Here is a 25,263-nt window from a genome sequence, read left to right as displayed (position 1 = left end):
CTTTAACTTGTTTACAAAAATTTAATATTTGCAGGGGCGGTGGTATGTCGCGTAAAGACGGGTTATTGGCGTTACTGGTCGTTGTGGTTTGGGGACTGAACTTTGTTGTCATTAAAGTGGGTTTGCACAATATGCCGCCGTTGATGTTGGCAGGGTTACGCTTTTTGTTGGTGGCGTTCCCGGCGATTTTTTTTGTTGCCCGCCCGAAAATTCCGCTTTCGCTTTTACTCGGCTACGGCCTGACAATTAGTTTTGGACAGTTCGCGTTTCTCTTCAGCGCCATCAAATTCGGTATGCCTGCCGGGTTAGCTTCTCTGGTATTACAGGCTCAGGCGTTTTTCACCATCATTCTGGGGGCATTCGCCTTTGGCGAACGTCTGCAGGGTAAACAGCTGGTAGGAATTGCGCTGGCGGTATTTGGTGTGCTGGTACTGATTGAAGCCAGTCTGAACGGTCAGCATGTTGGCATGCTCGGTTTTATGCTGACGCTGGCGGCGGCGCTAAGCTGGGCCTGCGGCAATATTTTTAACAAAAAAATCATGCAGCATACATCGCGTCCGGCCGTTATGTCGTTGGTGGTATGGAGCGCGTTAATCCCCATTGTTCCGTTCTTCCTGGCCTCATTACTTCTCGATGGTCCAGCGCAAATTACCCAAAGTCTGGTGGCGATAGATTTGACGACCATTCTGTCACTGGTGTATCTGGCGTTTGTGGCGACCATTGTGGGTTATGGCATCTGGGGTTCGTTACTCGGACGCTATGAGACCTGGCGGGTAGCGCCGCTATCGCTGTTGGTGCCGGTTGTCGGTCTGGCGAGTGCGGCCGTACTGCTGGACGAAACGCTTAGCGGATTACAGCTACTTGGCGCGCTACTGATCATGGCTGGGCTGTATATCAATGTGTTTGGTTTTCGGTTGCGTAAAATTGCGTCGGTGAGGGGCTAAAAAAAGCCCCGCGGTTGCGGGGCAATATAATTATAGGTTGCGCAGATTGTAATAAGGCACACCTAATTCGTCGGACTTGTCGCTGCCTGCACCCATATGATTAAAATCGAACGGGGACTGATCGTGCGCAGGGGGCATAATCATCGCGTCGCGACTGTTCTGTGTGGCAGGTTGCGCGGTCTGTTCCGCCATGCTCTGACCCGAAACAACAAACAGCAGGGCCAGCATCGCATAAGACAGAAGTTTCATGATTTCCTCGGTTACGTCGTTAACTGGCGATTAGCAATTACATTGATTGAGTGGAAGCAAATAGCGCGATTCGCCATGCATATTCGTCATACGGTATTTGTGCGGCGGAACATCAAAATAATTTTTGAATGTCCGGGTCAGCGTCTGCTGAGACTCAAAACCGTAACGCTCTGCCAGATAAAGAATGGGCTCGTTACTCTCTTTTAATTTTTGCGCTATTTCAGTCATTTTACGGCTGCGAATGTATTGACCCAGTGAATGACCGGTTTCTTTTTTAAACATCCGTTGCAGGTGCCATTTGGAGTAACCTGAACGCTCAGACACTTTTTCCAGCGAGAGCGGCGATTCAAGGTTATTTTCGATCCAGTCCAAAATGCTATGAATAGTGATTGTGTCAGTATTGCGTCTGGACATCGTCATACCTCTTTCTGTTTACGGCAGGATTCTCTTAAGCAAGTGCTCAAGTGTGGCTACTTCATCCGCCGTTAAGTTTTTTGTTAGTTCCTGGTGCAGGTCTTGCCCTACTAATTGATGACACTGCTCGCAAATTGCTGCGCCATGATCGGTGAGTTTCACCAGCACGCCACGCTTATCATGTGGATTCGGAAGCCTTTCTATCCAGCCTTTACAGGCCAGTCTGTCCAGCATCCGCGTCAGGGCGCCAAGGTCGACAGACAGCACTTTTTTCAATTCGACAGGGGTGATGCACACCGCGCAACGGATGGAGCAGAGCACCTTGAACTGCGATGCCGTGATATCCAGCGGTGACAGATAGTCGTTTAGCAAACGATCTTTTTTCTGATTAACCATATAGATCAAACGACCCAGTGGGATGATTTCGTTAAACAGATCACTGGTGTTTTTCACAATGGTTGCCCTGGCAAGTAGTTAGTCACGGCTGATATTATTGCTTAGGCAAATATAAGTCAAACGAATGGATCCGCAAATGCCACGTTTTGCTAAATCATCAGACTCAATACCTGGCAAGTGGAATTTTAACGGTTTGATAATTATGGTTTATACGTGCGGATGAAAAATGAATCCTTACATCACGAAAATGGCTTATCTCGCGGATTTCACCGTATACTTGCCGCTGACGATTAACGCACAGGAAAGATGACATTATGATGGACTTGTTTAAAGCAATAGGACTGGGGCTGGTAGTCCTGTTACCGTTGGCAAACCCGTTAACCACCGTGGCGTTGTTCCTTGGCCTAGCCGGCAATATGAACAGCGCAGAGCGTAACCGTCAGTCACTCATGGCATCTGTCTATGTATTTGCCATTATGATGGTGGCGTACTACGCCGGGCAGGTGGTAATGAATACGTTCGGGATTTCGATTCCCGGGTTACGTATTGCGGGTGGGTTAATCGTTGCGTTTATCGGCTTCCGGATGCTGTTTCCACAGCAGAAGGCGCATGATTCTCCGGAAGCGAGAAGCAAGTCTGAAGAGCTGGAAGACGAACCGACGGCCAATATCGCTTTTGTACCGCTGGCTATGCCAAGCACTGCCGGTCCGGGGACGATTGCGATGATCATCAGCTCCGCGTCAACCGTGCGTCATGGCTCCGAATTTCCGGACTGGGTGATAATGATCGCGCCGCCGATTATTTTTGCGGTTGTCGGGATTATCCTGTGGGGCTGTTTGCGCAGTTCCGGGGGGATCATGCGGCTGGTCGGTAAAGGTGGTATCGAAGCGATTTCTCGTTTGATGGGCTTCCTGCTGGTGTGTATGGGCGTGCAGTTTATTATTAACGGCGTGCTGGAAATTATCAAAACCTACGCTTAAAACACTATGCCCGGTAATATTTACCGGGCATATTTTTTATGAATGCTGAGGCTGTTCTTCCAGTGATACCGGCCATTTACGAAAGATAATCACCGACCATATCAACGCGGCAACGGCAGGCACTGCGCCGACGTAACCAATCGTAGACATCGACCAGTGCAAACTCACCTGATTGCCTACCAGTGCGCCAGCGCCAATACCGATATTAAAGATTCCGGAGAACAGCGCCATTGCGACGTCAGTCGCATCCGGAGCAAGTGCCAGCACTTTCACCTGCATACCCAGGCCTATCAGCATGATGGCGACGCCCCAGAAAATACTCAGGATGGCAAGGTGCATTTCGCTGTCAGCGGCGGGAAGTAACAGTACCAGGCATATCGTCAACAGGGCAATGGCACTGCTAATCAGTACGGACGCATGCAGATTACCCAGCTTACCGAAAATGACGCTACCGACAATTCCCGCACCACCCAGAACCAGCAACAGGACAGTAGCAAAGTTTGCGCTCAGGCCCGCGACGGTCTGCACAAACGGTTCGATATAGCTATAGGCCGTATAGTGCGCGGTGACCACAATCACCGTCAGTAGATACAGACTCATCAATGCCGGGCGATGGAATAACACGGGCAGGCTTTTTAAAGAGCCGGAGTGCTCACTGGGTAGTTTGGGCAGGAGCTTAATCAGGCAAAGCAGGGTAACTAACGCCCCCATACCGATGGCGAAGAAGGTTGTGCGCCAGCCAAAATACTGACCGACGATACGCCCGATGGGCAGCCCCAATACCATCGCCAGCGCAGTGCCAGTGGCAATCAGGCTGAGAGCCTGTGCACGTTTCCCGGCAGGAGCCAGGCGAATTGCCAGCGATGCGGTGATCGACCAGAAAATAGCGTGCGCAAAGGCAATACCAATACGGCTAATTACCAACACGGTAAAATTCCATGCCAGGAAAGAGAGCACATGGCTGGCGATAAACACAACAAACAGACAGATCAGAAGTTTTCGGCGCTCCACCTGACTGGTAAGTAACATGAAGGGGAGCGACATCAAGGCAACAACCCAGGCGTAGATCGTCAGCATGATCCCGACCTGAGCGGTCTGCATATTGAAGCTTTGCGCGATGTCGGAAAGCAAACCGACAGGGACAAACTCTGTGGTATTGAAAATAAAACCGGCAATGGCAAGCGTAACTACCCGTAGCCACGCGACCTTGCGGGAAACAGTGTCTGTTGTCATATCAAATAAGAGGATTAGCTGCGAAAAGGTAAGGCCACGATCTTAAAACGTTTGCTGGCGAAAATACAATCATTTTGTGATGCGGATCTCATTTCATTGGTAGGGCGCTATAATTTACTGCCGAACATTCCTCATATTTTTAAGTATTTCAATAATAATGAAATTCCGGGCGTATGACTTCACCCGGATATACAGTTATTCATGTTCTTTGAGGATCGCCAGTTACTCCGGGCTTTGTGATAACTGAGGGTTCAACACCTCAATAAACGCTTCTAACTGCCGCGTCATTGCACCTCTGCGCCAGACCAGCCATGTATTCAGCCAGCGCCAGTTCTCGCTTAGCGGCCAGGCGTTGACCTGATGATGCCCTGGCATGCTCTCCAGCATCGAACGCGGGATCAGTGCGATACCCGCTCCGGCAATGACGCAGGCCAACATACCGTGATATGACTCCATTTCGTGAATGGTGCCGGGCATGGCGCGATCGGCATGAAACCAGCTTTCAAAATGGCGGCGATAGGAACAGTTGGCGCGAAAGGCGTAAATACTGCAACCGTTGACGTCGCTGGCCCGCTGAATGGGGGGATGACCGTTAGGAGTGACAATCATCATCTCTTCACGGTAGACCGGCATTCCTTCAAGGCCTGGATGGGTAATTGGGCCATCGACAAAGGCAGCGTTCAATGTACCGTCGAGCACGCCGTCCAGCATTGTGCCAGAAGGACCTGTCGCTAACGCGAACTGAATTTTGGGGTAACGCTGGTTATATTCAGCCAGCGTGGCGGGGATGCGTACTGCTGCCGTACTTTCAAGCGAGCCGAGAGAGAAGAGTCCTTGCGGCTCATCCCCGGCGACGACCATCCTGGCTTCCTCAACCAGCGCGAGGATCCGCTGGCTGTAGCGCAAAAAGTTGTGCCCGGATGGGGAAAGCCGCAGACGCTGGTTTTCACGAATAAACAGATCAACACCCAGGTCGGCTTCAAGCTGACGTATACGGGTGGTGAGATTAGATGGCACGCGATGAACCTTCGCAGCGGCCTGCGTAATACTGCCAGTTTCCGCGACGGCATTAAACATTTCCAGCTGCGTCAGATCCATGATTTTCTCTATTCGTGAATGGTATGGTTAATATTATTCATTTTTCAGAAAGAGTAAATATGCTCATGATATAACCATACCCTGCGATAAAGAGAGGCACTTAATGACTATCACAGCAGCAACACATGCGATTTCCATTGACCCTACCAGCGGTGAAAGACTGACGGCGACGCCGTGGGCCAGCGTGGAAGAGATTGATCATGCGCTGAACCTTGCAGCGAATGGCTATAGCGAATGGAAACACACTTCCGTTGAGCACCGTGCGCAAACGCTGCGCCATATTGGGCAAGCTCTGCGCCATCGTGCGGAAGAGATGGCGCAGTGTATCTCACGTGAAATGGGTAAACCCATTAAGCAGGCGCGGGCTGAAGTCGCTAAGTCAGCTGCGTTGTGTGACTGGTACGCCGAGCATGGACCGGCGATGCTCAGTCCGGAACCCACGCTGGTGGAGAATAACCAGGCGGTGATTGAGTATCGTCCGGTAGGAACTATTCTGGCGATCATGCCGTGGAACTTCCCACTCTGGCAGGTAATGCGAGGTGCCGTCCCGATTCTGTTGGCCGGAAATGGTTACCTGTTAAAGCATGCGCCTAACGTAACCGGCTGTGCTGCAATTATTGCGCAGGTTTTCGCTGATGCGGGTGTACCGGCGGGGGTTTACGGTTGGGCGAATGCCGATAACGCAGGGGTCAGTCAGATGATCAATGACCCGCGTATCACGGCGGTAACGGTGACGGGTAGTGTTCGTGCTGGTGCGGCGATTGGTGCCCAGGCGGGGGCCGCGTTAAAAAAATGCGTTCTTGAACTGGGGGGCTCCGATCCGTTTATTGTCCTTAATGATGCAGACCTCGATCTGGCCGTTAAGGCGGCGGTCGCCGGGCGTTATCAGAATACCGGGCAGGTTTGTGCGGCAGCCAAACGCTTTATTATCGAAGAAGGGATAGCGGCAGAATTTACTTCACGCTTTGTGGCCGCTGCGAGCGCACTCAAAATGGGCGATCCGCTGAACGAAGAAAACGATCTGGGGCCGATGGCGCGATTTGATCTGCGTGATGAGCTGCACCAGCAGGTTGAAGCCACCCTTGCCGAAGGGGCGCGGTTACTTCTCGGCGGGGAAAAAATTGCGGGTCATGGTAATTACTATGCCGTGACGGTACTGGGCGATGTTACTCCAGAGATGACGGCGTTCCGCCAGGAGCTGTTTGGTCCGGTTGCGGCAATTACCGTGGCGAAGAATGCGGAACATGCCTTAGCGCTGGCGAATGACAGTGATTTCGGCTTATCTGCCACGGTGTTTACTGCGGATGAAGTGCTGGCGCAGAAGATGGCGTCACGCCTGGAGTGTGGTGGCGTATTCATCAATGGTTACAGTGCCAGCGATGCCCGCGTTGCGTTTGGCGGTGTGAAGAAAAGTGGTTTTGGCCGAGAGCTTTCGCACTTTGGTTTGCATGAGTTTTGTAACGTGCAGACCGTCTGGAAAAACCGCCTTTGAGGGTGTAGGTGCCTCCGCTGGGGGCACCTGTCTTATTTCTGCAATTTTTCTGTCATTTACTCTCCGTACACTCGCGTCTAACGCTTTGATACAGAAGAGTAATATGAACATAACGCAAATTTTCAGTCGTCTTATACCCCGTCAGTTTGGTCTGTTAACCGGCATTTTTTGCATTATTGCGCTGTTCTCTATTTTGCAGGTCACGTCCTCCTTAATGCTTTCGGCCTCAGTCAGCGGCGCACAGCATAATGAAGAACGTAATCAACTCGCGCTTATACAGCAGGCGAAGGTTGATGAAGCGCGGGTGGCGTTATTATCTGCCAGCGATTTACTTAACCGTGCGGGAGTTTATTTTATGCAGGATGCCGCCACCGGTTCGGACGGGAGTTGGCGTCCGTTAATGGAAGAGGCGTACCGGGCGCTGGCGCAGTCAAAAAGTGCATGGGATGCCTGGCGGGATATGAAACCGCAGCCGGATCTGGATCTAACGGAGAGCTATCAGCGTTTTTATAGCGGTATTCAGGAGCAGGCGGATGGGCTGATGCAGTCAGGTTCCATTGATGCTTTTTTTGCCGTACCCGCGCAGGCCTTTCAGACGGACTTTAACGCTAATTACGCGCGCTTTCAGCAGAACAGTGGGCGACATGCGGAAGCTGGGCGTCAGCAGCTGTTGACCAGTCTTGAGCGTTTACAGAATCTATTTTTGTTTATTCCTCTCGTGCTGGTGGTTATCGCCTTTCTGGTCTGGCGCAGTATGTCCCGTTGGGTGATTATGCCACTGCGACGGCTGATCGATCATATCGATATTTTAGCAGCGGGTGACCTGTCTCGCCCGGCCCCGCAGGTGAGTCAGTTTAATCGGGAAGTGACGCAATTAAGTTCGCGTATTGCTGCAATGCAGCAAGGTCTCTGCGCGCTGGTGCAGCAGGTGAACGACGCTACCACTGCAATGGTAGGAAATATCAACGAACTTGCGCAGAACAATAAACAGCTATATCAGCAGTCGGCGAAACAAAGTGAAGAGTTAAGCAGCGTGACATCGCATATTTCGTTGCTGGAAATGCATGTTGAGGATAACAGCAGCTTTGCTGAACTGGCGAATCAACGCGCTGTGCAGGCGCGAGATGTTGCGGCAGGCGGGGACCAAATGATGGCGACGGTAAATACGTCAATGCAGGCGATTGTGACACGTTCGTCAGAAATGCGAGGTATTACAACGCTTATCGATAATATTGCATTTCAGACAAATATCCTGGCTCTTAACGCGGCAATCGAGGCAGCACATGCCGGGGAGCAAGGGCGCGGGTTTGCCGTGGTTGCGAAAGAAGTTGGGCTGCTGGCGCGAAAAAGCGGTCAGTCTACGCAAAACATTCAGACACTGATTAAACACTCGTTACAGGGCATTGAAGAGGGCTTTCACGCGGTTAACGGGCTGGATAAGAATTTGCAGCAGGTTATCGCACTGGTTGAGAATCTTGGCGCGTTGCTGAACGACATTTCGACTGCAACTTTAAATCAAGGGAACAATATTCACCAGTTGACTCGAAAGCTGCATGTCCTGAACGGCGAAGCCCGGCAAACCAGCGAACTGGTGAATGCTGCATCTGACTCTTCCTTGCAGCTACACCATGAATCCCGCCAGCTTATGCAGGCCGTGGCCAGATTCCGCCTTCCGGCCTGACGCTGCGTATTCAGCTCTGTTATACTCGCAGGCCTTTCATACCTGCGAGCAAGGAGCATGTTGTGGCCAGGGCCATGGACAATTCAATTTTAGAGACCATTGTGCAGCAGGTTCGTCCGCTGATTGGTCAGGGTAAAGTCGCTGATTATATTCCGGCATTAGCCTCTGTCGACGGTTCAAAACTGGGTATTGCTATCTGTACCGTTGATGGACAGCACTATCAGGCGGGAGATGCGCAAGAACGTTTTTCTATTCAGTCGATTTCAAAGGTGCTCAGCCTGGTCGTGGCAATGCGTCACTATCAGGAAGAGGAGATTTGGCAGCGTGTCGGCAAAGATCCTTCTGGCCATCCTTTTAACTCCCTGGTGCAGCTGGAAATGGAGCAGGGTATCCCTCGCAATCCCTTTATTAACGCCGGGGCGCTGGTGGTTTGCGATATGTTGCAAGGGCGTCTAAGCGCACCGCGTCAACGGATGCTGGAAGTGGTACGGGCGTTAAGCGGTGTTTCGGATATCGCTTATGATGCGACGGTCGCGCGATCAGAGTTTGAACACTCGGCGCGTAATGCCGCAATTGCCTGGCTGATGAAATCCTTCGGCAATTTTCACCATGACGTGACCACCGTTTTGCAGAATTACTTTCACTACTGCGCGCTAAAAATGAGCTGTGTGGAGTTGGCGCGAACCTTTGTCTTTTTGGCAAATCAAGGGCATGCCTTTCATCTTGCGGAACCCGTGGTGACGCCGATGCAGGCCAGGCAGATCAATGCGCTAATGGCGACCAGCGGCATGTATCAGAACGCAGGGGAGTTTGCCTGGCGGGTCGGGCTTCCGGCGAAATCTGGTGTGGGTGGCGGCATCGTGGCGATCGTGCCTCACGAGATGGCGATTGCTGTCTGGAGTCCGGAACTGGACCCGGCGGGAAATTCACTGGCCGGTATCGCCGTGCTGGAGCAATTAACACAACAGCTGGGGCGTTCGGTTTACTGATGAATACGCTCGATCCTCTTTTTGCCCGGTTGGCGAAATCAACGTTTCGCTCACGGTTTCGTCTTGGTCAGAAAGAAAGGCAGTATTGTCTGGATAAAGGGGCGCCGGTTATCGAACAACATGCTGCGGATTTTATTGCTAAACGACTGGCGCCTGCGTTTCCCGCCAATGATGGTAAACAGACTCCCATGCGTGGTCACCCGGTATTTATCGCTCAACATGCTACGGCAACGTGCTGTCGAGGGTGTCTGGCGAAATGGCATGATATACCTCAGGGCGTAGCGCTAAACGATGAACAAAAACGTTACGTTGTCACGGTTATTTATCACTGGTTAGTGCTTCAGATGAACAAGCCATAGATAACATTATCCTATGATATGACCCCTTGTGTTGTGTAATTGTTAAAAGCAGTATGAAGGGGTCAATCTAAGGAGAAATCATGGCTTCCGGTAAACCCTGCTTTGTGCTGAGTGCGGCACAGATTCTGTCGCGAATCGACGAGCTCAGCGATGTTCTTGAGCGGTGCGTCAATGACGGCGCCTCCATCAGTTTTATGCTGCCCTTTAATCGCGAAAAATCAGAGCCTTTCTGGATGAACGTCGCGCAAAGTGTTTCTCGCGGAGAACGGATCGTTCTTGGTACGCAGAACGCGCAGGGGGCGCTTGTCGGTACCGTCCAACTCATTATCGATCAACCTGAAAATCAACCTCATCGTGCTGATGTTGCCAAACTGCTGGTTCACCCCTCAGCGCGGCGCGGTGGCCTGGCTCGTGAATTGATGAACGAACTGGAAAGTTGCGCGCGTCAACAAGGTAAAACGCTGCTGGTGCTTGATACGGCGACGGGCAGTGGCGCGGAGTTGTTCTACCACAATTGCGGGTGGAAAAAGGTAGGGGTGATACCTGACTATGCCCAAATGCCCGATGGGACGCTGACCGGGACCACACTTTTCTATAAAACGCTCTAATTTGTCGCCGGGGATTGATCAAAACAGGGTTTCAATGTATTAAAGTTTGCTAACCTATTGGACCAATTCAATCAGGTTGTATGACTAATCATAAAGGGAACCCATTGTGCAAACACTAAATCGTCGCGATTTCCCCGGAGCTCAGTATCCTGAACGCATTATTCAGTTTGGTGAAGGAAACTTCCTGCGCGCCTTTGTAGACTGGCAGGTTGATTTGCTGAACGAACATACCGATCTGAACGCTGGTGTGGTCATTGTTCGTCCTATCGAAAGTACCTTCCCGCCATCGCTGAGTACGCAGGATGGCCTCTATACTACTATCATTCGTGGTTTGAATGAGAAAGGCGAGGCTGTCAGCGATGCTCGTCTAATTCGTTCAGTTAACCGTGAAATCAGCGTTTATAGCGAATACGATGAGTTCCTGAAGCTGGCACATAATCCTGATATGCGTTTTGTGTTCTCTAACACCACGGAAGCAGGTATCAGTTACCACGCGGGCGATAAGTTTGACGACGCGCCAGCGGTAAGTTATCCGGCTAAACTGACGCGTCTGCTGTTCGAACGCTTCAGCTATTTTAACGGCGCATTGGATAAAGGCTGGATTATCATCCCTTGCGAACTGATTGATTATAACGGTGATGCGCTGCGTGAACTGGTTCTGCGCTACGCTCAGGAATGGATGCTGCCGGAAGCGTTTATTCAGTGGCTGGATCAGGCCAATGCATTTTGCTCTACGCTGGTGGACCGTATTGTTACCGGCTATCCGCGTGATGAGGTAGCTAAGCTCGAAGCTGAACTGGGCTATCATGACGCTTTCCTCGACACGGCAGAACACTTCTATCTGTTTGTCATTCAGGGGCCGAAGTCATTAGCCGCAGAACTACGTCTGGATAAGTATCCGCTGAATGTCCTGATTGTGGATGACATCAAACCGTACAAAGAGCGCAAAGTGGCGATTCTCAACGGTGCTCACACTGCGCTGGTTCCTGTTGCCTGGCAGGCAGGATTGGACACCGTGGGCGAGGCGATGAATGACGCAGAAATTTGCGCCTTCGTTGAAAAAGCTATTTATGAAGAAATCATTCCGGTACTGGATTTACCGCGCGATGAGCTGGCGTCCTTTGCCAGTGCGGTGACGGGGCGTTTCTGCAACCCGTACATCAAGCATCAGCTGTTGTCGATTGCCCTGAACGGCATGACTAAATTCCGTACCCGCATATTGCCGCAACTGCTGGCCGGGCAACAGGCCAGCGGTCAATTGCCCGCACGTCTGACGTTTGCGCTGGCGGCGTTGATTGCGTTCTACCGCGGGGAGCGTAACGGTGAGTCTTATCCGGTCCAGGATGATGCGCACTGGATTGAACGTTTCCAACAACTGTGGAGCCAACATCGCGATCGCCAGATAAGTACTGAGGCGTTGGTGCGTACTGTACTGGCGGTCAAAGAACATTGGGAGCAAGACCTGACCCAGGTTTCTGGGCTGGTGGAGCAAGTTTCTGCCGATCTGGATGCCATCCTGGCAAAAGGCATGCGTGAAGCCGTGAAACCACTGTGCTAAAAAATGCTTAATATTCATTTATAAGCTTTTTATTTTAGCAGGCCGCAAAGGTGTTTAATTCAGGGAGAGGTTACTCTCCCTGAGCCATTTTGTTTTGTAATACAAATTATGTTTTTTTCCGTAGTTCACCCGTGCAAACTATACTTTTTTTAATTATAAAACTATAGAATTACACCACACACCGTAATAGCATCGTGATGAAAGTAGTCCCCATGGGTATTATCACCACCATTATCTCTAACGACATATAAAACTAAGTGCATTTTATCTGTTTCCGCATATAACATTTTTGATTCAACCTGTAAAAAAAGTTATAAATAAAGCTATATAAAAACCATGAAAAAATGAAGGCTTTTAGTGGGTGGGGATTACAAAAATTTCATTAAAAGATACCAATTGAAATTTTTGATGAGATATTTGTCGCGTAAGTTATTATCAGTAAGGAAATCTTAGGAAATAATTATGTTTTAAGTTTTTTTCGTTGATTAAATAGTTGTTGATTTAATTTTGAGCCTGTTGATAATCGATTCAGCTTCTCAGAGAGACTCTGCTCTTTTGAAATGCACAACAACTCGTTATATTTTTATCAGGAACAACATAATGAAAAAAATCGCCGCTATCGTTGCATTCAGCAGCGTATTTGCTGTCTCTGCTGTTCAGGCAGCCGGAAATGGCACTATTAATTTTACTGGTGCGGTAAATAACCAGACCTGTAGTGCTACGATTAATGGCGCAACAGGTAGTACTGCGGCGGCTGTGACGCTGCCAACTGTTCAGGCAAATATTTTAGGTACCGCAGGTAATGTCGCGGGTCAGACATCTTTTAAAATGGATGTCACTGGGTGTGCGTCGACTAACCCAGCAGGCGCTGGCACTGTTAAGGCCTTTTTTGAAAGAGGAGCAAATGTAGACAGTAATGGTCGTCTTGTTAATACCAATACAACAGGTGCGTCCAATGTTGTGCTGGAGCTTGTCGACGGTTCCGGGAATACGCCAATTAAGGCAGGCGACATTGCGCAGAACACGGGTAACTACGTGCCTATTAGTGGTGGTAATGCAACTCTGCCATATGCCGTACGCTATTATGCAACGGGGGCAGCTACCGCTGGTGCGGTTGCGTCTAGCGTAACGTATTCGCTGATCTATAACTGATATCAGAATATTACTTAAGAAAATTTGGTAAAAGTATTTCTCCGAATAGTATAGATAAACATTTTCAAAGTGTTCTATAAACTCCAGTAATTTTCTTACTTCGTAACAAGCCGGAGTGGAAGGTTTTATGTCGAACCTTCCTCTCCGGATTTTATAAAAATAAAGAGCATATCGTTAAATATTCTGTTCTAAAGGCAATAATACTATGAAACTGCACCGATTCTTTTCTGCTACAGCGCTTTTACTGGCTACGGGAATACCAGCGACGTATGCCAGTATTCAAATCAATACCACCCGAGTCATTTATCATGCTGCGGAAAAAGATATCAGCGTGCAAATTACGAATCCAGGAAAATATCCGGTATTGCTGCAAAGCTGGACCGATGACGGTAATCCAGAAATTAAACCGGACGCAATGCGCACTCCTTTTGTTCTGACTCCTCCATTGACGCGGGTGAATGCCGACGCAGGACAAACGTTACGCCTGTCATATACCGGGACTGCTTTGCCCGCCGACAGAGAGAGCGTTTATTGGTTAAACGTGCTGGAAATCCCGCCTGTAGGTGAGAAAGGGACAAATCAGGTGCAGGTGGCCTTTCGATCAAGGATCAAGCTGTTTTATCGCCCTGTCACACTTGACGACAAAGGCGCTCGTACGGCAATCGCGCAGCTGCGCTGGCAGGCGCAGGGTAATCATATCATCCTGAGTAATCCGACGGCGTACTACGTTTCTGCCGTGGCTGTAACCGCGACGCACGCAGGCAAAAAAACAACGATCCCCGCCGATATGCTGGCACCGCACGGCAGTCTCGATCTGACGCTTCCCTCTGGTGTAGTGGCGGATGGCCTTACCGTGGAAGCGATTAACGATTACGGCTCATCGGTTACAGAACCTGTAAACCGGTTGTAATACCAGGGGATACTCATGCGTAAAACTTATCTTGCTGAAATGCTGTCGGCAGGGCAGCCCGTTGCCTGGATATATGCGTCATTACTGATCATACCTGTTATGGCAACGGCAGCGCCAGACGATGACGTTGAGTTCAACACCACATTTCTTGGCAGCGCGTATACAGCGGGTATCGACTTGCAGCAGTTCAGGCAAGGAAACAGCTTGCCGGCGGGAGAGTATTTAGCGGATATCTGGCTAAATGATGAGTTGGTGGCAACGCAGAAAATGACATTCAATAAAACGTCTCAAGGAACGGTTGCTGCCTGTATGACTCCTGAGTTGCTGGCTCACCTGAATATTATGCCGTCCGCATTGCACGACATGGATAAGCTGACCCGCGGCAACTGCGTGCCCGTAGAGCAGGTGATTCCATCAGCGAAACTCACATGGAATAACAGCGAGCAAAAGCTGGTTATTGCCGTACCCCAGCAGGATCTCGCGAAAACGGCGCGCGGTACCGTGCCGCCATCGCTCTGGCAGGATGGCAGTCTGGCGGCATTTATAGGTTACAACGCCAGTGCCTATCAATCATCATCTGGCGGTGAAACGTTTAACTCTCAGTATTTGAGTCTGAACAGCGGACTTAACGTTGGAGGCTGGTATCTGCGACATAACGGTAGTCTGACCAATCAGACCGGAAGCGGCAATCGTTATCAAAGCATTAATACTTACCTCCAGCATGATGTCAGCTCTGTTCGCGGTCGTTTCCTGGTGGGTGAAGCTAATACCTCAGGACGTCTTTTTGATTCGTTGTCATATACCGGCGTCTCGCTATTCAGCGATGATCAAATGTTGCCTGAATCACAGCGCGGTTATGCACCTGAAATCCGCGGGATCGCCCGCAGCCATGCGCGCGTCACCGTACGGCAGAGCGGGAATGTGATTTATGAAACTACCGTTCCGGCAGGGGCTTTTGTTATTAACGATCTTTATCCTACCGGTTATGGTGGCGACCTCAGCGTGACCGTACGCGAAGCGGATGGTAGTGAAAGCACATTCCTTGTGCCTTACGCCTCGGTAGCAGATTTGTTGCGTCCTGGCGCATCGCGTTATGAAGCGGTGGCAGGGAAATACCGTCAGTCGAATGGGCGTGACGGTCAACCTTTTTATCAGGCGACCTGGCAGCAGGGTATTACTAACTTCTTGACGTTGTATGGTGGAACCCAATTTAGCGATGGCTATCAGGCGTATCAGGCCGGCAGCGCGGTATCGACCCCGCTGGGTGCCGTGGCGCTGGATGTGACCCAGGCTATGACCTCCACGAGCAGAGACAAACTGAGCGGGCAAAGTTATCGCATTACCTACAACAAACTCATTTCTGACACGCAGAGCAATATTGCGCTGGCCGCATATCGTTTCTCCACGCGTGATTATCTGGATTTTGCTCAGGCCATGGAGTACCAGAACTTTCAGAAAGGGGATGCGATTTATGCCGGGTTACTGTACCGGACCAAAAACCGATACAGCCTGACGTTAAGTCAGGGGTTGGCGGAAGGTTGGGGGACATTCTCTGCCACCGGGCTTTCGCAGAATTACTGGAATCGCAATGGGAACGACATGCAATACCAGTTTGGTTACTCAAACCGCTGGAAACGATTGAGTTATACCCTGACCGCTACGCGTAACCGTGCCCCAGAGGGAAACATGGAAACCAGTTGGCTGGTTTCCTTCAGTTTGCCGTTGGGTGAGGAGCGCCCTGTCACGTTTAGTAGTTCGGTTTCCCATGATAACGGTGGCTTGGCTGCGCAAGTTGCGCTGGCCGGAACTGGCGGAGATAAGCAGCAGATGAGCTGGGGCGTTTCGGGAACCCACAGTGAACAAAGTGGCAGTACCGGTAGCGTGAGCGGTCAGTACCTTTCACCATGGACATCCGTCAATGCGTCTGTAGGTGTAGGTCGGGATAACCATACCTTGTCTGGTGGGCTGTCAGGTTCGATGGTGGCGCATCCACACGGAGTAACCTTTACGCCTTATACCAGTGACACCTGGGTGGTAGTGAATGCCCCAGGTGCTGCAGGTGCGGAAGTACTGAGTTATCCGGGATTAAAATTGGACCGCTGGGGCAATGCCGTCATGCCTGCCTCAATGCCATATCAGCGAAATTCGGTCAGCCTCGATCCGAAAAATCTGTCTCACCAGGTTGAACTCGAAAATACCACTCAAAATGTGGTGCCGCGCTCAGGTGCGGTAGTGGTGGCGGAATTTGCCACGCATCAAGGCTATGCCCTACTGCTGACGCCAGCGCAACCAGAAGTAAGTTTATCCTTCGGCGCGACGGTAACGGATAGTCAGGGAAATACCGTCGGCATGGTAGGGCAAGGTGGAATGGTCTACGCCCGGGTAAATACAAAAACAGGCCAGCTGTTTGCCACCCATGATCTAACAGGCAAAGCCAGTACCTGCATTATGCCTTTCAGCGTGACGGATGAAGCGAAAGCGATGCAGCAGATAACCTATTCGTGCGGACGCTAAGGCAACAGCCGCTTTGATTTACGATCTTGGAGAATACATGTTCAGTTTGATTCGTTCCAAAATACATCTGCGGATAGTTCAGTTGCTCGTTGCGACGAGCGGGCTGTTATTTGCTGGCCATAGTCTTGCCGTCTGTTCGACTGGAAATCAGCAGTATACCGTTCAGGTTCCACTCCAGGCTGCAACGTTTAGTGCCGGAGAGGATTTTCCAGTAGGGAGTAATATCCGCGTACAGCAGGTTCGTGGCTATACGGCTGTTCCTGTGACTTGTACTAATTCTGGTGCATATTCGCGCATGAGTCTTTCAGGAGGCACGCTATACCCCGGTCAAAGCAACATCTATCAAACGGGGATTAATGGATTAGGGGTGCGTTTTCGTAACCCTTATGAGAATAAATATTATCCGTTTAATACTACCTGGATGGGTACTTACAGTCCTGATGGCTGGTTAGTGTTCACTATTGAGCTGGTCAAAATGGGGCCAATTACTGCCGGAACAGTGAATAGCGCACTTTTTCCGCAAGTGAGAATTGATGCTATAGATGCCGACAATAATCCAACTCGAGTGGCATGGCATACGATTACCGGCGGTTTTACGCTGCAAACGCCAACGTGTACGACGCCCAACTTTAATTGGGATCTGGGAACGACTAACACCACGCTCTTACGAAATCAGGGCGACGCCAGTGTGTGGGTGGATACGCCAGTGACTTTGACCGGGTGTTCTACATTCCTGGGTAATAACAGTAATGGAAGCTATACCCAGTACAATATTCAAGCCGGCTTTAATTCAGGGAGTGTGTCTCAGTCTGGCAGTATTGCGCCCAACAAACTTACCATGACGCTGACGCCGAATACCTCCGCTATTGATTCCGTAAATGGAATTGTCGCTCTGGATAATACGGCCACCGCATCAGGATTTGGCGTACAGCTCGCCTCGAAACAATCAGGAACGTACGTTGCGCAGAATCTCGCGGGCAGTATGGTTGTCACGCCGACGGTTGGAGACAGCAGTGGTTCAGTCCGTTTTCCGTTGGGGGCGCGTATCATCCGAACCAGCGATTCGGTGCAGGGCGGGTCGATCAAAACTAGCCTGACTTACACTATTAATTACCAGTAATCGCAGCATGATAAACAGCTATAAGCAACGTTATGTTTGTGAGCCGGTTTATACCATGGCGGGGCGTCTGGTTGCCATGGAAGTGCTGACATCGTTTACGACACCTGAAGGGAATGCGGTCTCATACAACGATGTGACCGATATTCTTACGCCGGAGTATAAATGGCTAAATTTTGTGCGCCAACTGTACGGTGTTAGCTGCTGGCAAAATTGGTTGGTTCGCCACCACATCGTTATCTCACTGAATGTGGATGCTGATACGGCTGTTTGGCTTCTTCGTGACAAGGCCGTACTTTCTATGATCGCTAAAATGCCGTTTATTCGTCTTGAGGTACATGAGCATTTCCCCACCTCAGACAAAGAAAAACGGGGATTACTGCATCATTTACGACCCCATGCCTCAATGTGGCTGGATGATGTTGGCTCCGGAAGCCATAACAATTTTGGTTTGCTGATCAGGGGATATTTTAGTGGGGCGAAGATTGATAAGTCTTTTTTCTGGCAACACCATGTCAGCGATAAGGCATGGCTGGGAAAGGTTATCCGCGATCTGACTCGTTTTGCAGGAAATGTCATCGTGGAGGGAGTAGAACACACCGGCCACACAATGGCTCTGATGACGACCCCGCATTGCTGGCTTCAGGGGCATCTGTTTCAGCGTACCGATATTGATCGCATTCCAGAAGTTCCATTATGGATTAACTCCGTCTTAACCACGCCATCAGGCTAATTTTTACAGGATAAAAAGGTGTATCTCGTCATTACTCAGGATCGTTTTTTATTTTATTCAATTTCCTGTATTTTGGGTCCGGATATGACAGAGCATATCCGTTGTGTAGAAGATATTTGTCTGCAACGTCATCGGCATGCTCATGTGATATTAGATACTTTTAAAAATAATGTCATTTATACGCCACTGGCCGAGCGGATTGCGCTGATTGAACCTGAACGCATGTATATTATGTCACCTTTTGGGATTAAAAAATGCTTTACTGGAATGAAGGTGAGGTTTATCCCACGAGCAATTCAGGTACAAGATTTAAGAGAATTGGTTGTTCATGGTAGGTTCTATGAATGGCAACCTAAAATATATTTAACCAGAAGACAACATCATATCATAACAATGACATTATTGCATAAGAGTCAGCGTGTGATTACGTATGACTTGAATATTTCCATAAAAACGCTCTTTAGCCACAAGTATAATATTATGTTATTGCTCAACCTTAAAAAGTTTAGTGGGTTATTGAGCCATCCGTTTTCTCTATACCTGCGTTATGAACAGCATGATATGCACGGTATGGCAGAGTAGTTTTGCATTGATAACTAACGTGCTTTCCAAAAATCAGCGGGGGTGCTCGACGTGATTTTTCGAAAGGCTTTATTAAATCCGGATAATGACTCATAGCCCACGCGTGATGTTACTTCTTCAACTTTGTAGCCTCTGCGCAATAAGTTGATGGCGATGTTAATACGCAGTCGGGTTACCAGCTCATTAGGAGTATAACCGCATATATCATCTATCTTTCTGATAAAGGTTGAGCGACTCATATTTACTTTACCGGCCATCATATCAATTGACCAGTCGAGTGTAGGGTTATGCATAATCTGCAATAAAAGATCAGAGAAGGGGGCGTGTTGTGAAATATCCAACAGTTTTATATCGACAAGATGTTCATCAACAATTTGCTCAACAATGTAAACCAATAAAAGATCGGTGAGTCGTGCGAGAGCCAGTTCGCACCCTGACTGTGAGACTGAACACTCCAGCTGTAAAATAGCAACTAGTTGGCTTATTTTCTGGCTGGATGTATCATCTTTTTTGATTATCATGAATTCCGGCAGTAGAGCAAAAAGAATTTCACCCTGTATGGTTTTTGGGTGCAAAAAACCGCACAGAAGGGCGGTATCGCCATCTTTAGGTTCACTGATGGAATACATCGATTTTTTTGGAATATTCTCGGCATTCGCCTCGGGAGAAGAGACCAAATAAAATGGCATATTAAAGAAAAAGAATACAATATCACCTTCGGACAGGTTTACGACAGTGTTACGATCGGTGAAGCGAAGCCAGCATTGCCCTTCCAGCACCAAATGAAAACTGGGCATACCGGTTGGGTATGTTGAGGCTTTCCAGTCGTCGCAGTACCTACCGAGATGAAAAACGGAGGTAGCAACATGCGTCTGATTCGCGAGCCATTCTTTAATGTACATAATTTATTCTCTGATTTTTATGTAATTTATATCCCAATGAATGACTGTAATGACCACTAAGAAACTGAAGATACAATACCCGTCCGGTCATTCAATATAAAGTTAGCATACGTTATCTGTTTCTAATGTGAGGTATTTTCCGAATGGTAATGATAAATCTAATTTAGTTACAACATACAATAAGCACTTTCAAAAAACACCGTTCCGTAACTACGGAGTTGACTAAGTTTTTAGCAGGGAAGAAGCTGGTGTGGTCAGAAGCTTGCAACATTGATCGCAATCAAGTTTAATGCGTTGGCTCCCAACCATTTCTAAGATAACCATGATCGTTAGACCTCAACAACACTGGATACGCCTGATATTTGTCTGGCATGGCTCCGTATTATCAAAAATCTTTACCCGGCTGCTTCTTAATTTCCTTCTTTCTATTGTGGTTATTATCATCCTGCCATGGTATACGATGCTGGGTATCAAATTTACCCTGGCACCGTTCAGCATTCTCGGCGTGGCGATAGCGATCTTTTTAGGTTTTCGCAATAACGCCTGCTACTCACGTTACGTTGAAGCCCGACACCTGTGGGGGCAGTTGATGATTGCTTCCCGATCGCTTCTGCGTGAGGTAAAAACCACGTTACCTGACGATGCAGAACTGGGACAGTTTGTGCGTCTGCAAATTGCATTTGCTCACTGTTTACGCATGACGTTACGTCGAAACCCACAGGCGAAGCCGTTAGCGAAATATCTTAGCGAGAAAGATTTGCAAACGGTATTTGCCGCACAATCACCGGCAAACCGCATCTTGTTGCTGATGGGCGAGTGGTTGGCCGTACGCAGACGTAATGGTCAACTGTCTGACATATTATTTCACAGTTTAAACAATAGGTTAAATGATATGTCTGCAGTACTGGCCGGTTGTGAGCGGATTGCTAATACCCCGGTGCCGTTTGCTTATACCTTGATCCTTCATCGTACTGTGTACCTGTTTTGTATCATGTTGCCATTTGCATTGGTGGTCGATCTGCACTACATGACACCGTTTATTTCAGTGCTTATTTCCTATACTTTTATTTCGCTCGACACGCTTGCAGAAGAGCTTGAAGATCCGTTTGGCACTGAGAACAACGATCTGCCGCTGGATGCGATTTGCAATGCAATCGAAATCGATTTGCTGCAAATGAATGATGAAACAAATGTGCCAGCAAAGCATATGCCGGATAAGCACTATCAACTCACTTAGCGACGTTCGTTTTGCCACCACGCGGGCTGCATATCGGAAAACGAATGAAACTCCGGTGCAAGGTCTTCATCGTTAGGATCGTCAAAAGCACCGGCTAAAAGCGCAATGACCGGGGCGTCATCGATGGCGCCCACGGAACTGCCGCACTGAGGGCAAAAGGCCCGACTGGTCGTTTCTGATGAGCGCCAGGTTTTCGGTTTTCCGGCTTTTCCCGTCCATTCTACATTTTCTGCATCAAACTCAATCCAGACGACGGTAGGGGCGCCCGTATGTTTCCAGCATATATCGCAGGAGCAGGTATGGGAATTATTAGGACTGCTGGCTGTGAAACGGATCGAGCCACACAGACACCCACCAATGTAGACTTTAGACATAACAACCCCCCGTCAGAAACATATTGCAAGACACTAGCAGAAGCCAGACATAGCCACTAGATCCTTATGATAAAAAGGCGAGGGTACGCATGGCTGATAGTTTATTCCTGTGATCTGCCAGATGATAAACGCTTAACTATTGCGTCTGGCAACAATAAACAATCGCGGAAATGCCAGTAAAATTTTGCCGTTCTCCTGCAACGGATATTGTTCCTGGAGCAGTTCATGGTAGCGCGCCAGGTAATGACGTTGCTCGCTTTCGCTCAAATCCTGCAACCAGGGGCGCAGGCCCGTCGAGCTTACCCAGTCGATAATTGCCTGATGCGAATCCATAATGTGATAATACGTTGTACGCCAGATATCTACATCACAACCCGCTTCGGTCAAAATATCATAGTAGGCGTGAACGCCAGGAAGCGGAGCACGGCCACGGTCTGGGTAATCTTGTTCATAAGCCACTTCGCGCATCAATACATGCGTTGGCTCCAGCCAGTTATCTGGCATTTGCACGGCCAGAACGCCATTGTGACTCAGTTGTGAGACCAGGTGCGGGAATAACTCATAGTGATCGGGTACCCACTGTAACGATGCATTGGCATAAAGCAGATCCACGGGGTGCTCTGCCTGAAACGTACTGATATCCGCTTCAATAAAATGGCATTTTGGTAATGTGTTGCGCGCTTCATTCAGCATCGCGGGTGAGGTATCAACCCCAGTTATTTGAGCTGAAGGCCAGCGCTGATGCAGTAATGTTGTACTGTTTCCCGGGCCACAGCCAAGATCGACAACTGAACGAACACTTTCTAACGCCACTCTGCTAAGTAATTCCGCTGCGGGTCTTGAACGTTCAGTTTTATATTGCAAATAAAGCGAAGGGTTCCAGTCGGCCATGTATGAATCTCCAGTATAAGAAGAAAAGGCGGAAAGGGGGTTCATTAGTCCTTGCCGATAAGCAGCTTCTTTTAGAAGATTATATGAAAATGAATGATAAGGGCAGATTTATGCTGGAAACATCGAGACTGATTCTCCGTCAGTGGGAAGCGAAAGACAGAGCGCCATTCGCCGCGTTAAATACCGATTCCGATGTGATGCGTTTTTTTCCGGCTCCATTGCTACGGACGGAAAGCGACAATCTTGCCGCAAGATTCCAGGAAGGCATTACAGAGCGTGGCTGGGGATTTTGGGCCGTTGAACTACAAGAAACACACCAGTTTGTGGGCTGCGTAGGTTTACATCCACAACCTGATAAGTTTCATTTTTCACCCTGTACTGAAATAGGCTGGCGTCTTGCGAAATCATTCTGGCATCAGGGGTTTGCATTGGAAGCTGCCGAAGCCTGCCTGACTTTTGCTTTCGAGGAACTGGCGTTAACTGAGGTGGTTTCTTTTACTTCGGTGCTGAACAAACCGTCTGAGAACCTGATGATACGCCTTGGCATGAGTAAAGCAGAAGAGTTTGTGCATCCCGCGTTGCCGCCAGATCATCGATTAGCACAACATGTTCTGTATCGTCTGATACGCAGCAGCGCCGTTTAACACTATGTTTCAGCTGCACAAGGACGACCAAAAAAACTCAGGTTCTTTCTTACTCCATCTTAGTGCGCATAATGTATATTATGTTAAATTGAATTTGAACTGTATTAGGCTTCTAACCCCATGGACCCGTTCAGTCTTCACCCCTTCTGCTTTCTCTGTCGAATAACCAATCATGAAGGTCTGAGCAACAAAGTTCGCTCCTGCAGTTGAAATGCTTTGAGCACAAGCACTCTGGATGCAAACGCTATACAGAGTGCAATCTCAACGGTTTAACGCTGACAAAACACCGACGGCGAACGGCTGGTATAGAACTGCCATGTACTGCTATTGAGTCGCAATATGCTGAAATAAAATGGTTCTTTGGGTTTAAGGAAAAAATCTGGCAACGTTCTCGCTAACAATGGATGAATGTTAGTGCCACCGGAACTTGAAGCGACATTTCCGGATTCCATAAAGTAATCATCATCCTTGCGGGTAAAGGTAAACCAGACATTTTGATTTACCGCCAGCTTTTCACCGTTATTATCAGTGATTTTTCCGCGTAAAATAGCCACCCCATTGCTGCCATTAAAAACGTATCTGACTGAAATATCACCACGAATATCTGGATACTCCATTACTAATTCTCCGGAGCAATCAAAATGTGACCGCTGCCAGTTTTGTAACGTCATCGTGACTGCAATTGTTAACGCTACTGCTAAGATGATGCCAACACACCATTTTATATTACGTCCCCACATGTCTGGACTCCGCGAAATAATAATGGGTCACACAATCATTATCCTGCCATCGGCTAAATTGCTTTCGACAAGTTAATGCGGAGATCCGCGGGAAATTAGGATACAGCGTGAGATAAACCCAGGGATAACTTTGACAATCCAGCGTATTTGTTTTGATAAACTGCTGGTGCTGATCAAATTTAAGCACATCCTGATTGACGTACCAGTGGCATCCCTCCCCTACGCCTAAAGACACATAGCGACTGAGTTTGGGATCAAACTGTGCCTCCCAGGTCACTATTGCGGCTATAACGCAACACACAACACCCGCCAGAATCCAGCACAGTGAGCGCATACGCAGTGATTTTGTCACTGTATTTACCGGCGTTACCGATGGCGTGACAGAGAGATCGCTAAGCGGTTCTTCAATCTTCTGTTCCAGCACTTCCAGTTGTGGCTCAAGGCGGATCCCGACTTTCGGTACGGTTACGATAAGTTCTTCATTCAGGCCAAGTTCTTTAAACGCGCGACGCAGCAAGGAAATATTCTGATAGAACGTATTATTGGTGACCTGCGCACCGTTAATATACCAGACATGCTCAAAGAAATAATCACGTTCAATAACCTGCCCCTGTTGTTGAATTAATAATAGTAAACAACGGGTTGCCGGATTGCTTAATGTTATACGTTTGGTCTCATCTGATTTCGCGTAGAGTACGTTCCGCTCTGGCCAGAATACAACGGTACTGTTAAGCAAAAACACGTGTGCCATTATGTTCCCTGAATATGGATTTTTGTCAATTTAGCTAGAGCGAGCACTGCCAGCGTTAATTTACGACAGTTGAAAATCCCCAACGATTTCCTTCATCGTTAATCACAGTAAAGTTTATCTTATTATTCAGCATTTCAGGAGGTGCTGACTTAAAAATTACCTGCCGGGAACGCGGTGAAACCACTATTCCAGTTATGGAATAGTCTCCTGAATCTACATTAGCCAGAGATATGTTCCAGGAACTCTGATTAACAGCGTAAATCCCCCCGTTTTCATGGTGAAAACTCAGAAGATTGATGCTTTTTTCAGTCAACACGCCTATGTTTTTCGGTCTCCATAGGACTTTTAGCTGATTTCTTAACGTTAAGCGCACTTTTTCACCAGTTGGGCTATTTTTCAACTCCGCTGGAACCTGGTACACGTTGAGCCAGAATAACGACTCATAATCGTTGGCAAGCCCCGCCCCAGTCGTCATCACCTTTATCTCGCGTTGTTCACCGGGGAGAATTTTTAGCACCGGGGGAAGCACGATAAAAGGCGAGCTGGCCTGAGATGGCCCTTTCTCTGGCGTGCCGTCATCTACCCAACTTTGAACCACCACGGGATAATTACCGTCGTTGACTAACATCACCGAGCGTTGAGTCTCTCCGTGGTTGAAGATGACCCGAGTAGTACTGATGTTAACCGCCGCATGTAGGCCAAATGCCAACATCCA

Annotated in this window: 27 protein-coding genes; 16 read left to right on the top strand and 11 right to left on the bottom strand. The window is 48.8% G+C overall.

Features of this window, described 5'->3' with window-relative positions:
- The first annotated feature begins 44 nt into the window (after positions 1-44).
- On the top strand, positions 45-944 hold the full coding sequence (eamA, locus tag OGV98_RS09625; RefSeq protein WP_003032420.1) for an O-acetylserine/cysteine exporter: 900 nt from the start codon (positions 45-47) through the stop codon (positions 942-944).
- Positions 945-974: 30 nt separating this feature from the next.
- Here the strand turns inward: eamA and marB are convergent, their stop codons facing one another.
- The 3 genes from marB to marR are packed head-to-tail and all read right to left on the bottom strand — an operon-like array spanning position 975 to position 2,060.
- Positions 975-1,193: a multiple antibiotic resistance protein MarB gene (gene marB / locus OGV98_RS09620; protein WP_003032422.1), complete on the bottom strand. Its 219-nt coding sequence runs from the start codon at positions 1,191-1,193 to the stop codon at positions 975-977.
- 30 nt (positions 1,194-1,223) lie between these two features.
- On the bottom strand, positions 1,224-1,607 hold the full coding sequence (marA, locus tag OGV98_RS09615; protein WP_003032424.1) for an MDR efflux pump AcrAB transcriptional activator MarA: 384 nt from the start codon (positions 1,605-1,607) through the stop codon (positions 1,224-1,226).
- Between the two features lie 18 nt (positions 1,608-1,625).
- Positions 1,626-2,060: a multiple antibiotic resistance transcriptional regulator MarR gene (marR, locus tag OGV98_RS09610; RefSeq protein ID WP_003032426.1), complete on the bottom strand. Its 435-nt coding sequence runs from the start codon at positions 2,058-2,060 to the stop codon at positions 1,626-1,628.
- A 257-nt stretch (positions 2,061-2,317) separates the two neighbouring features.
- On the opposite strand from marR, the gene OGV98_RS09605 reads away from it, so the two are divergent.
- Positions 2,318-2,983 carry a MarC family NAAT transporter gene (locus OGV98_RS09605; RefSeq protein WP_003032428.1) on the top strand — a complete coding sequence of 222 codons (666 nt, stop codon included), beginning with the start codon at positions 2,318-2,320 and terminating at the stop codon, positions 2,981-2,983.
- A gap of 36 nt (positions 2,984-3,019) precedes the next feature.
- Here the strand turns inward: OGV98_RS09605 and OGV98_RS09600 are convergent, their stop codons facing one another.
- Positions 3,020-4,216 carry a sugar transporter gene (locus OGV98_RS09600; RefSeq protein ID WP_003032430.1) on the bottom strand — a complete coding sequence of 399 codons (1,197 nt, stop codon included), beginning with the start codon at positions 4,214-4,216 and terminating at the stop codon, positions 3,020-3,022.
- 222 nt (positions 4,217-4,438) lie between these two features.
- A complete protein-coding gene (gene ptrR / locus OGV98_RS09595) occupies positions 4,439-5,314 on the bottom strand; it encodes a putrescine utilization regulator PtrR (RefSeq protein WP_003032431.1) in 876 nt (291 codons plus the stop codon).
- A 103-nt stretch (positions 5,315-5,417) separates the two neighbouring features.
- Here ptrR and sad point away from each other — a divergent pair, with 103 nt between their 5' ends.
- From sad to OGV98_RS09535, 12 genes are all read left to right on the top strand, one after another.
- Positions 5,418-6,806 (top strand): succinate-semialdehyde dehydrogenase, encoded by a 1,389-nt coding sequence (gene sad / locus OGV98_RS09590; protein WP_202580460.1) that lies wholly within the window; start codon positions 5,418-5,420, stop codon positions 6,804-6,806.
- A 103-nt stretch (positions 6,807-6,909) separates the two neighbouring features.
- On the top strand, positions 6,910-8,487 hold the full coding sequence (locus OGV98_RS09585) for a methyl-accepting chemotaxis protein (RefSeq protein WP_279278946.1): 1,578 nt from the start codon (positions 6,910-6,912) through the stop codon (positions 8,485-8,487).
- 62 nt (positions 8,488-8,549) lie between these two features.
- Positions 8,550-9,476 carry a glutaminase B gene (gene glsB / locus OGV98_RS09580; protein ID WP_003032436.1) on the top strand — a complete coding sequence of 309 codons (927 nt, stop codon included), beginning with the start codon at positions 8,550-8,552 and terminating at the stop codon, positions 9,474-9,476.
- A complete protein-coding gene (locus OGV98_RS09575) occupies positions 9,476-9,835 on the top strand; it encodes a DUF4186 domain-containing protein (RefSeq protein ID WP_003836300.1) in 360 nt (119 codons plus the stop codon). The genes glsB and OGV98_RS09575 overlap by 1 nt, the downstream gene beginning before the upstream one ends.
- Positions 9,836-9,915: 80 nt before the next feature.
- The gene (locus OGV98_RS09570) at positions 9,916-10,443 is read left to right on the top strand and encodes a GNAT family N-acetyltransferase (RefSeq protein ID WP_003032438.1); all 528 of its coding nucleotides are present in this window, start codon (positions 9,916-9,918) and stop codon (positions 10,441-10,443) included.
- A 106-nt stretch (positions 10,444-10,549) separates the two neighbouring features.
- Complete coding sequence (locus OGV98_RS09565; RefSeq protein ID WP_046670673.1) at positions 10,550-12,001, top strand: tagaturonate reductase; 1,452 nt, start codon at positions 10,550-10,552, stop codon at positions 11,999-12,001.
- Between the two features lie 600 nt (positions 12,002-12,601).
- Positions 12,602-13,153, top strand: coding sequence for a fimbrial protein (locus OGV98_RS09560; RefSeq protein WP_003843639.1), 552 nt, complete (start codon positions 12,602-12,604; stop codon positions 13,151-13,153).
- A gap of 205 nt (positions 13,154-13,358) precedes the next feature.
- Positions 13,359-14,063 (top strand): fimbrial biogenesis chaperone, encoded by a 705-nt coding sequence (locus OGV98_RS09555; RefSeq protein WP_053088687.1) that lies wholly within the window; start codon positions 13,359-13,361, stop codon positions 14,061-14,063.
- Positions 14,064-14,078: 15 nt separating this feature from the next.
- A complete protein-coding gene (locus OGV98_RS09550; RefSeq protein WP_286551337.1) occupies positions 14,079-16,577 on the top strand; it encodes a fimbria/pilus outer membrane usher protein in 2,499 nt (832 codons plus the stop codon).
- A 37-nt stretch (positions 16,578-16,614) separates the two neighbouring features.
- Entirely contained in the window at positions 16,615-17,697 is a 1,083-nt protein-coding gene (locus OGV98_RS09545) for a fimbrial protein (RefSeq protein WP_136345964.1), read from the top strand.
- Positions 17,698-17,704: 7 nt separating this feature from the next.
- Complete coding sequence (locus tag OGV98_RS09540) at positions 17,705-18,427, top strand: EAL domain-containing protein (RefSeq protein WP_057101501.1); 723 nt, start codon at positions 17,705-17,707, stop codon at positions 18,425-18,427.
- 18 nt (positions 18,428-18,445) lie between these two features.
- On the top strand, positions 18,446-19,009 hold the full coding sequence (locus OGV98_RS09535) for a helix-turn-helix domain-containing protein (protein ID WP_202580457.1): 564 nt from the start codon (positions 18,446-18,448) through the stop codon (positions 19,007-19,009).
- A 14-nt stretch (positions 19,010-19,023) separates the two neighbouring features.
- On the opposite strand, the gene OGV98_RS09530 is transcribed toward OGV98_RS09535, so the two are convergent.
- A complete protein-coding gene (locus OGV98_RS09530) occupies positions 19,024-19,911 on the bottom strand; it encodes an AraC family transcriptional regulator (protein ID WP_003843648.1) in 888 nt (295 codons plus the stop codon).
- A 322-nt stretch (positions 19,912-20,233) separates the two neighbouring features.
- On the opposite strand from OGV98_RS09530, the gene OGV98_RS09525 reads away from it, so the two are divergent.
- A complete protein-coding gene (locus OGV98_RS09525) occupies positions 20,234-21,148 on the top strand; it encodes a bestrophin family protein (protein ID WP_061549107.1) in 915 nt (304 codons plus the stop codon).
- On the opposite strand, the gene OGV98_RS09520 is transcribed toward OGV98_RS09525, so the two are convergent.
- Positions 21,145-21,522 carry a GFA family protein gene (locus tag OGV98_RS09520; RefSeq protein ID WP_286551333.1) on the bottom strand — a complete coding sequence of 126 codons (378 nt, stop codon included), beginning with the start codon at positions 21,520-21,522 and terminating at the stop codon, positions 21,145-21,147. The genes OGV98_RS09525 and OGV98_RS09520 overlap by 4 nt on opposite strands.
- Before the next feature lie 132 nt (positions 21,523-21,654).
- A complete protein-coding gene (tam, locus tag OGV98_RS09515; RefSeq protein ID WP_210943625.1) occupies positions 21,655-22,413 on the bottom strand; it encodes a trans-aconitate 2-methyltransferase in 759 nt (252 codons plus the stop codon).
- Between the two features lie 110 nt (positions 22,414-22,523).
- Between tam and OGV98_RS09510 the strand changes: the two genes are divergently transcribed.
- Positions 22,524-23,057: a GNAT family N-acetyltransferase gene (locus OGV98_RS09510; RefSeq protein ID WP_016150236.1), complete on the top strand. Its 534-nt coding sequence runs from the start codon at positions 22,524-22,526 to the stop codon at positions 23,055-23,057.
- 269 nt (positions 23,058-23,326) lie between these two features.
- Here OGV98_RS09510 and OGV98_RS09505 read toward each other — a convergent pair whose 3' ends face one another.
- From OGV98_RS09505 to OGV98_RS09495, 3 genes are read right to left on the bottom strand one after another with little or no spacing between them, the layout of a single operon-like run.
- Complete coding sequence (locus OGV98_RS09505) at positions 23,327-23,797, bottom strand: YqeJ family protein (RefSeq protein WP_016150237.1); 471 nt, start codon at positions 23,795-23,797, stop codon at positions 23,327-23,329.
- Entirely contained in the window at positions 23,784-24,548 is a 765-nt protein-coding gene (locus OGV98_RS09500; protein ID WP_016150238.1) for a winged helix-turn-helix domain-containing protein, read from the bottom strand. The genes OGV98_RS09505 and OGV98_RS09500 overlap by 14 nt, the downstream gene beginning before the upstream one ends.
- A gap of 55 nt (positions 24,549-24,603) precedes the next feature.
- On the bottom strand, positions 24,604-25,260 hold the full coding sequence (locus OGV98_RS09495) for a fimbrial biogenesis chaperone (protein WP_096878425.1): 657 nt from the start codon (positions 25,258-25,260) through the stop codon (positions 24,604-24,606).
- Positions 25,261-25,263: the final 3 nt, after the last annotated feature.

This window comes from Citrobacter sp. Cf136, from assembly GCF_030333815.1.
In the GTDB taxonomy this organism is placed as follows: Bacteria; Pseudomonadota; Gammaproteobacteria; order Enterobacterales; family Enterobacteriaceae; genus Citrobacter; species Citrobacter freundii.
This window is presented reverse-complemented; position numbering and strand designations above follow the sequence as displayed.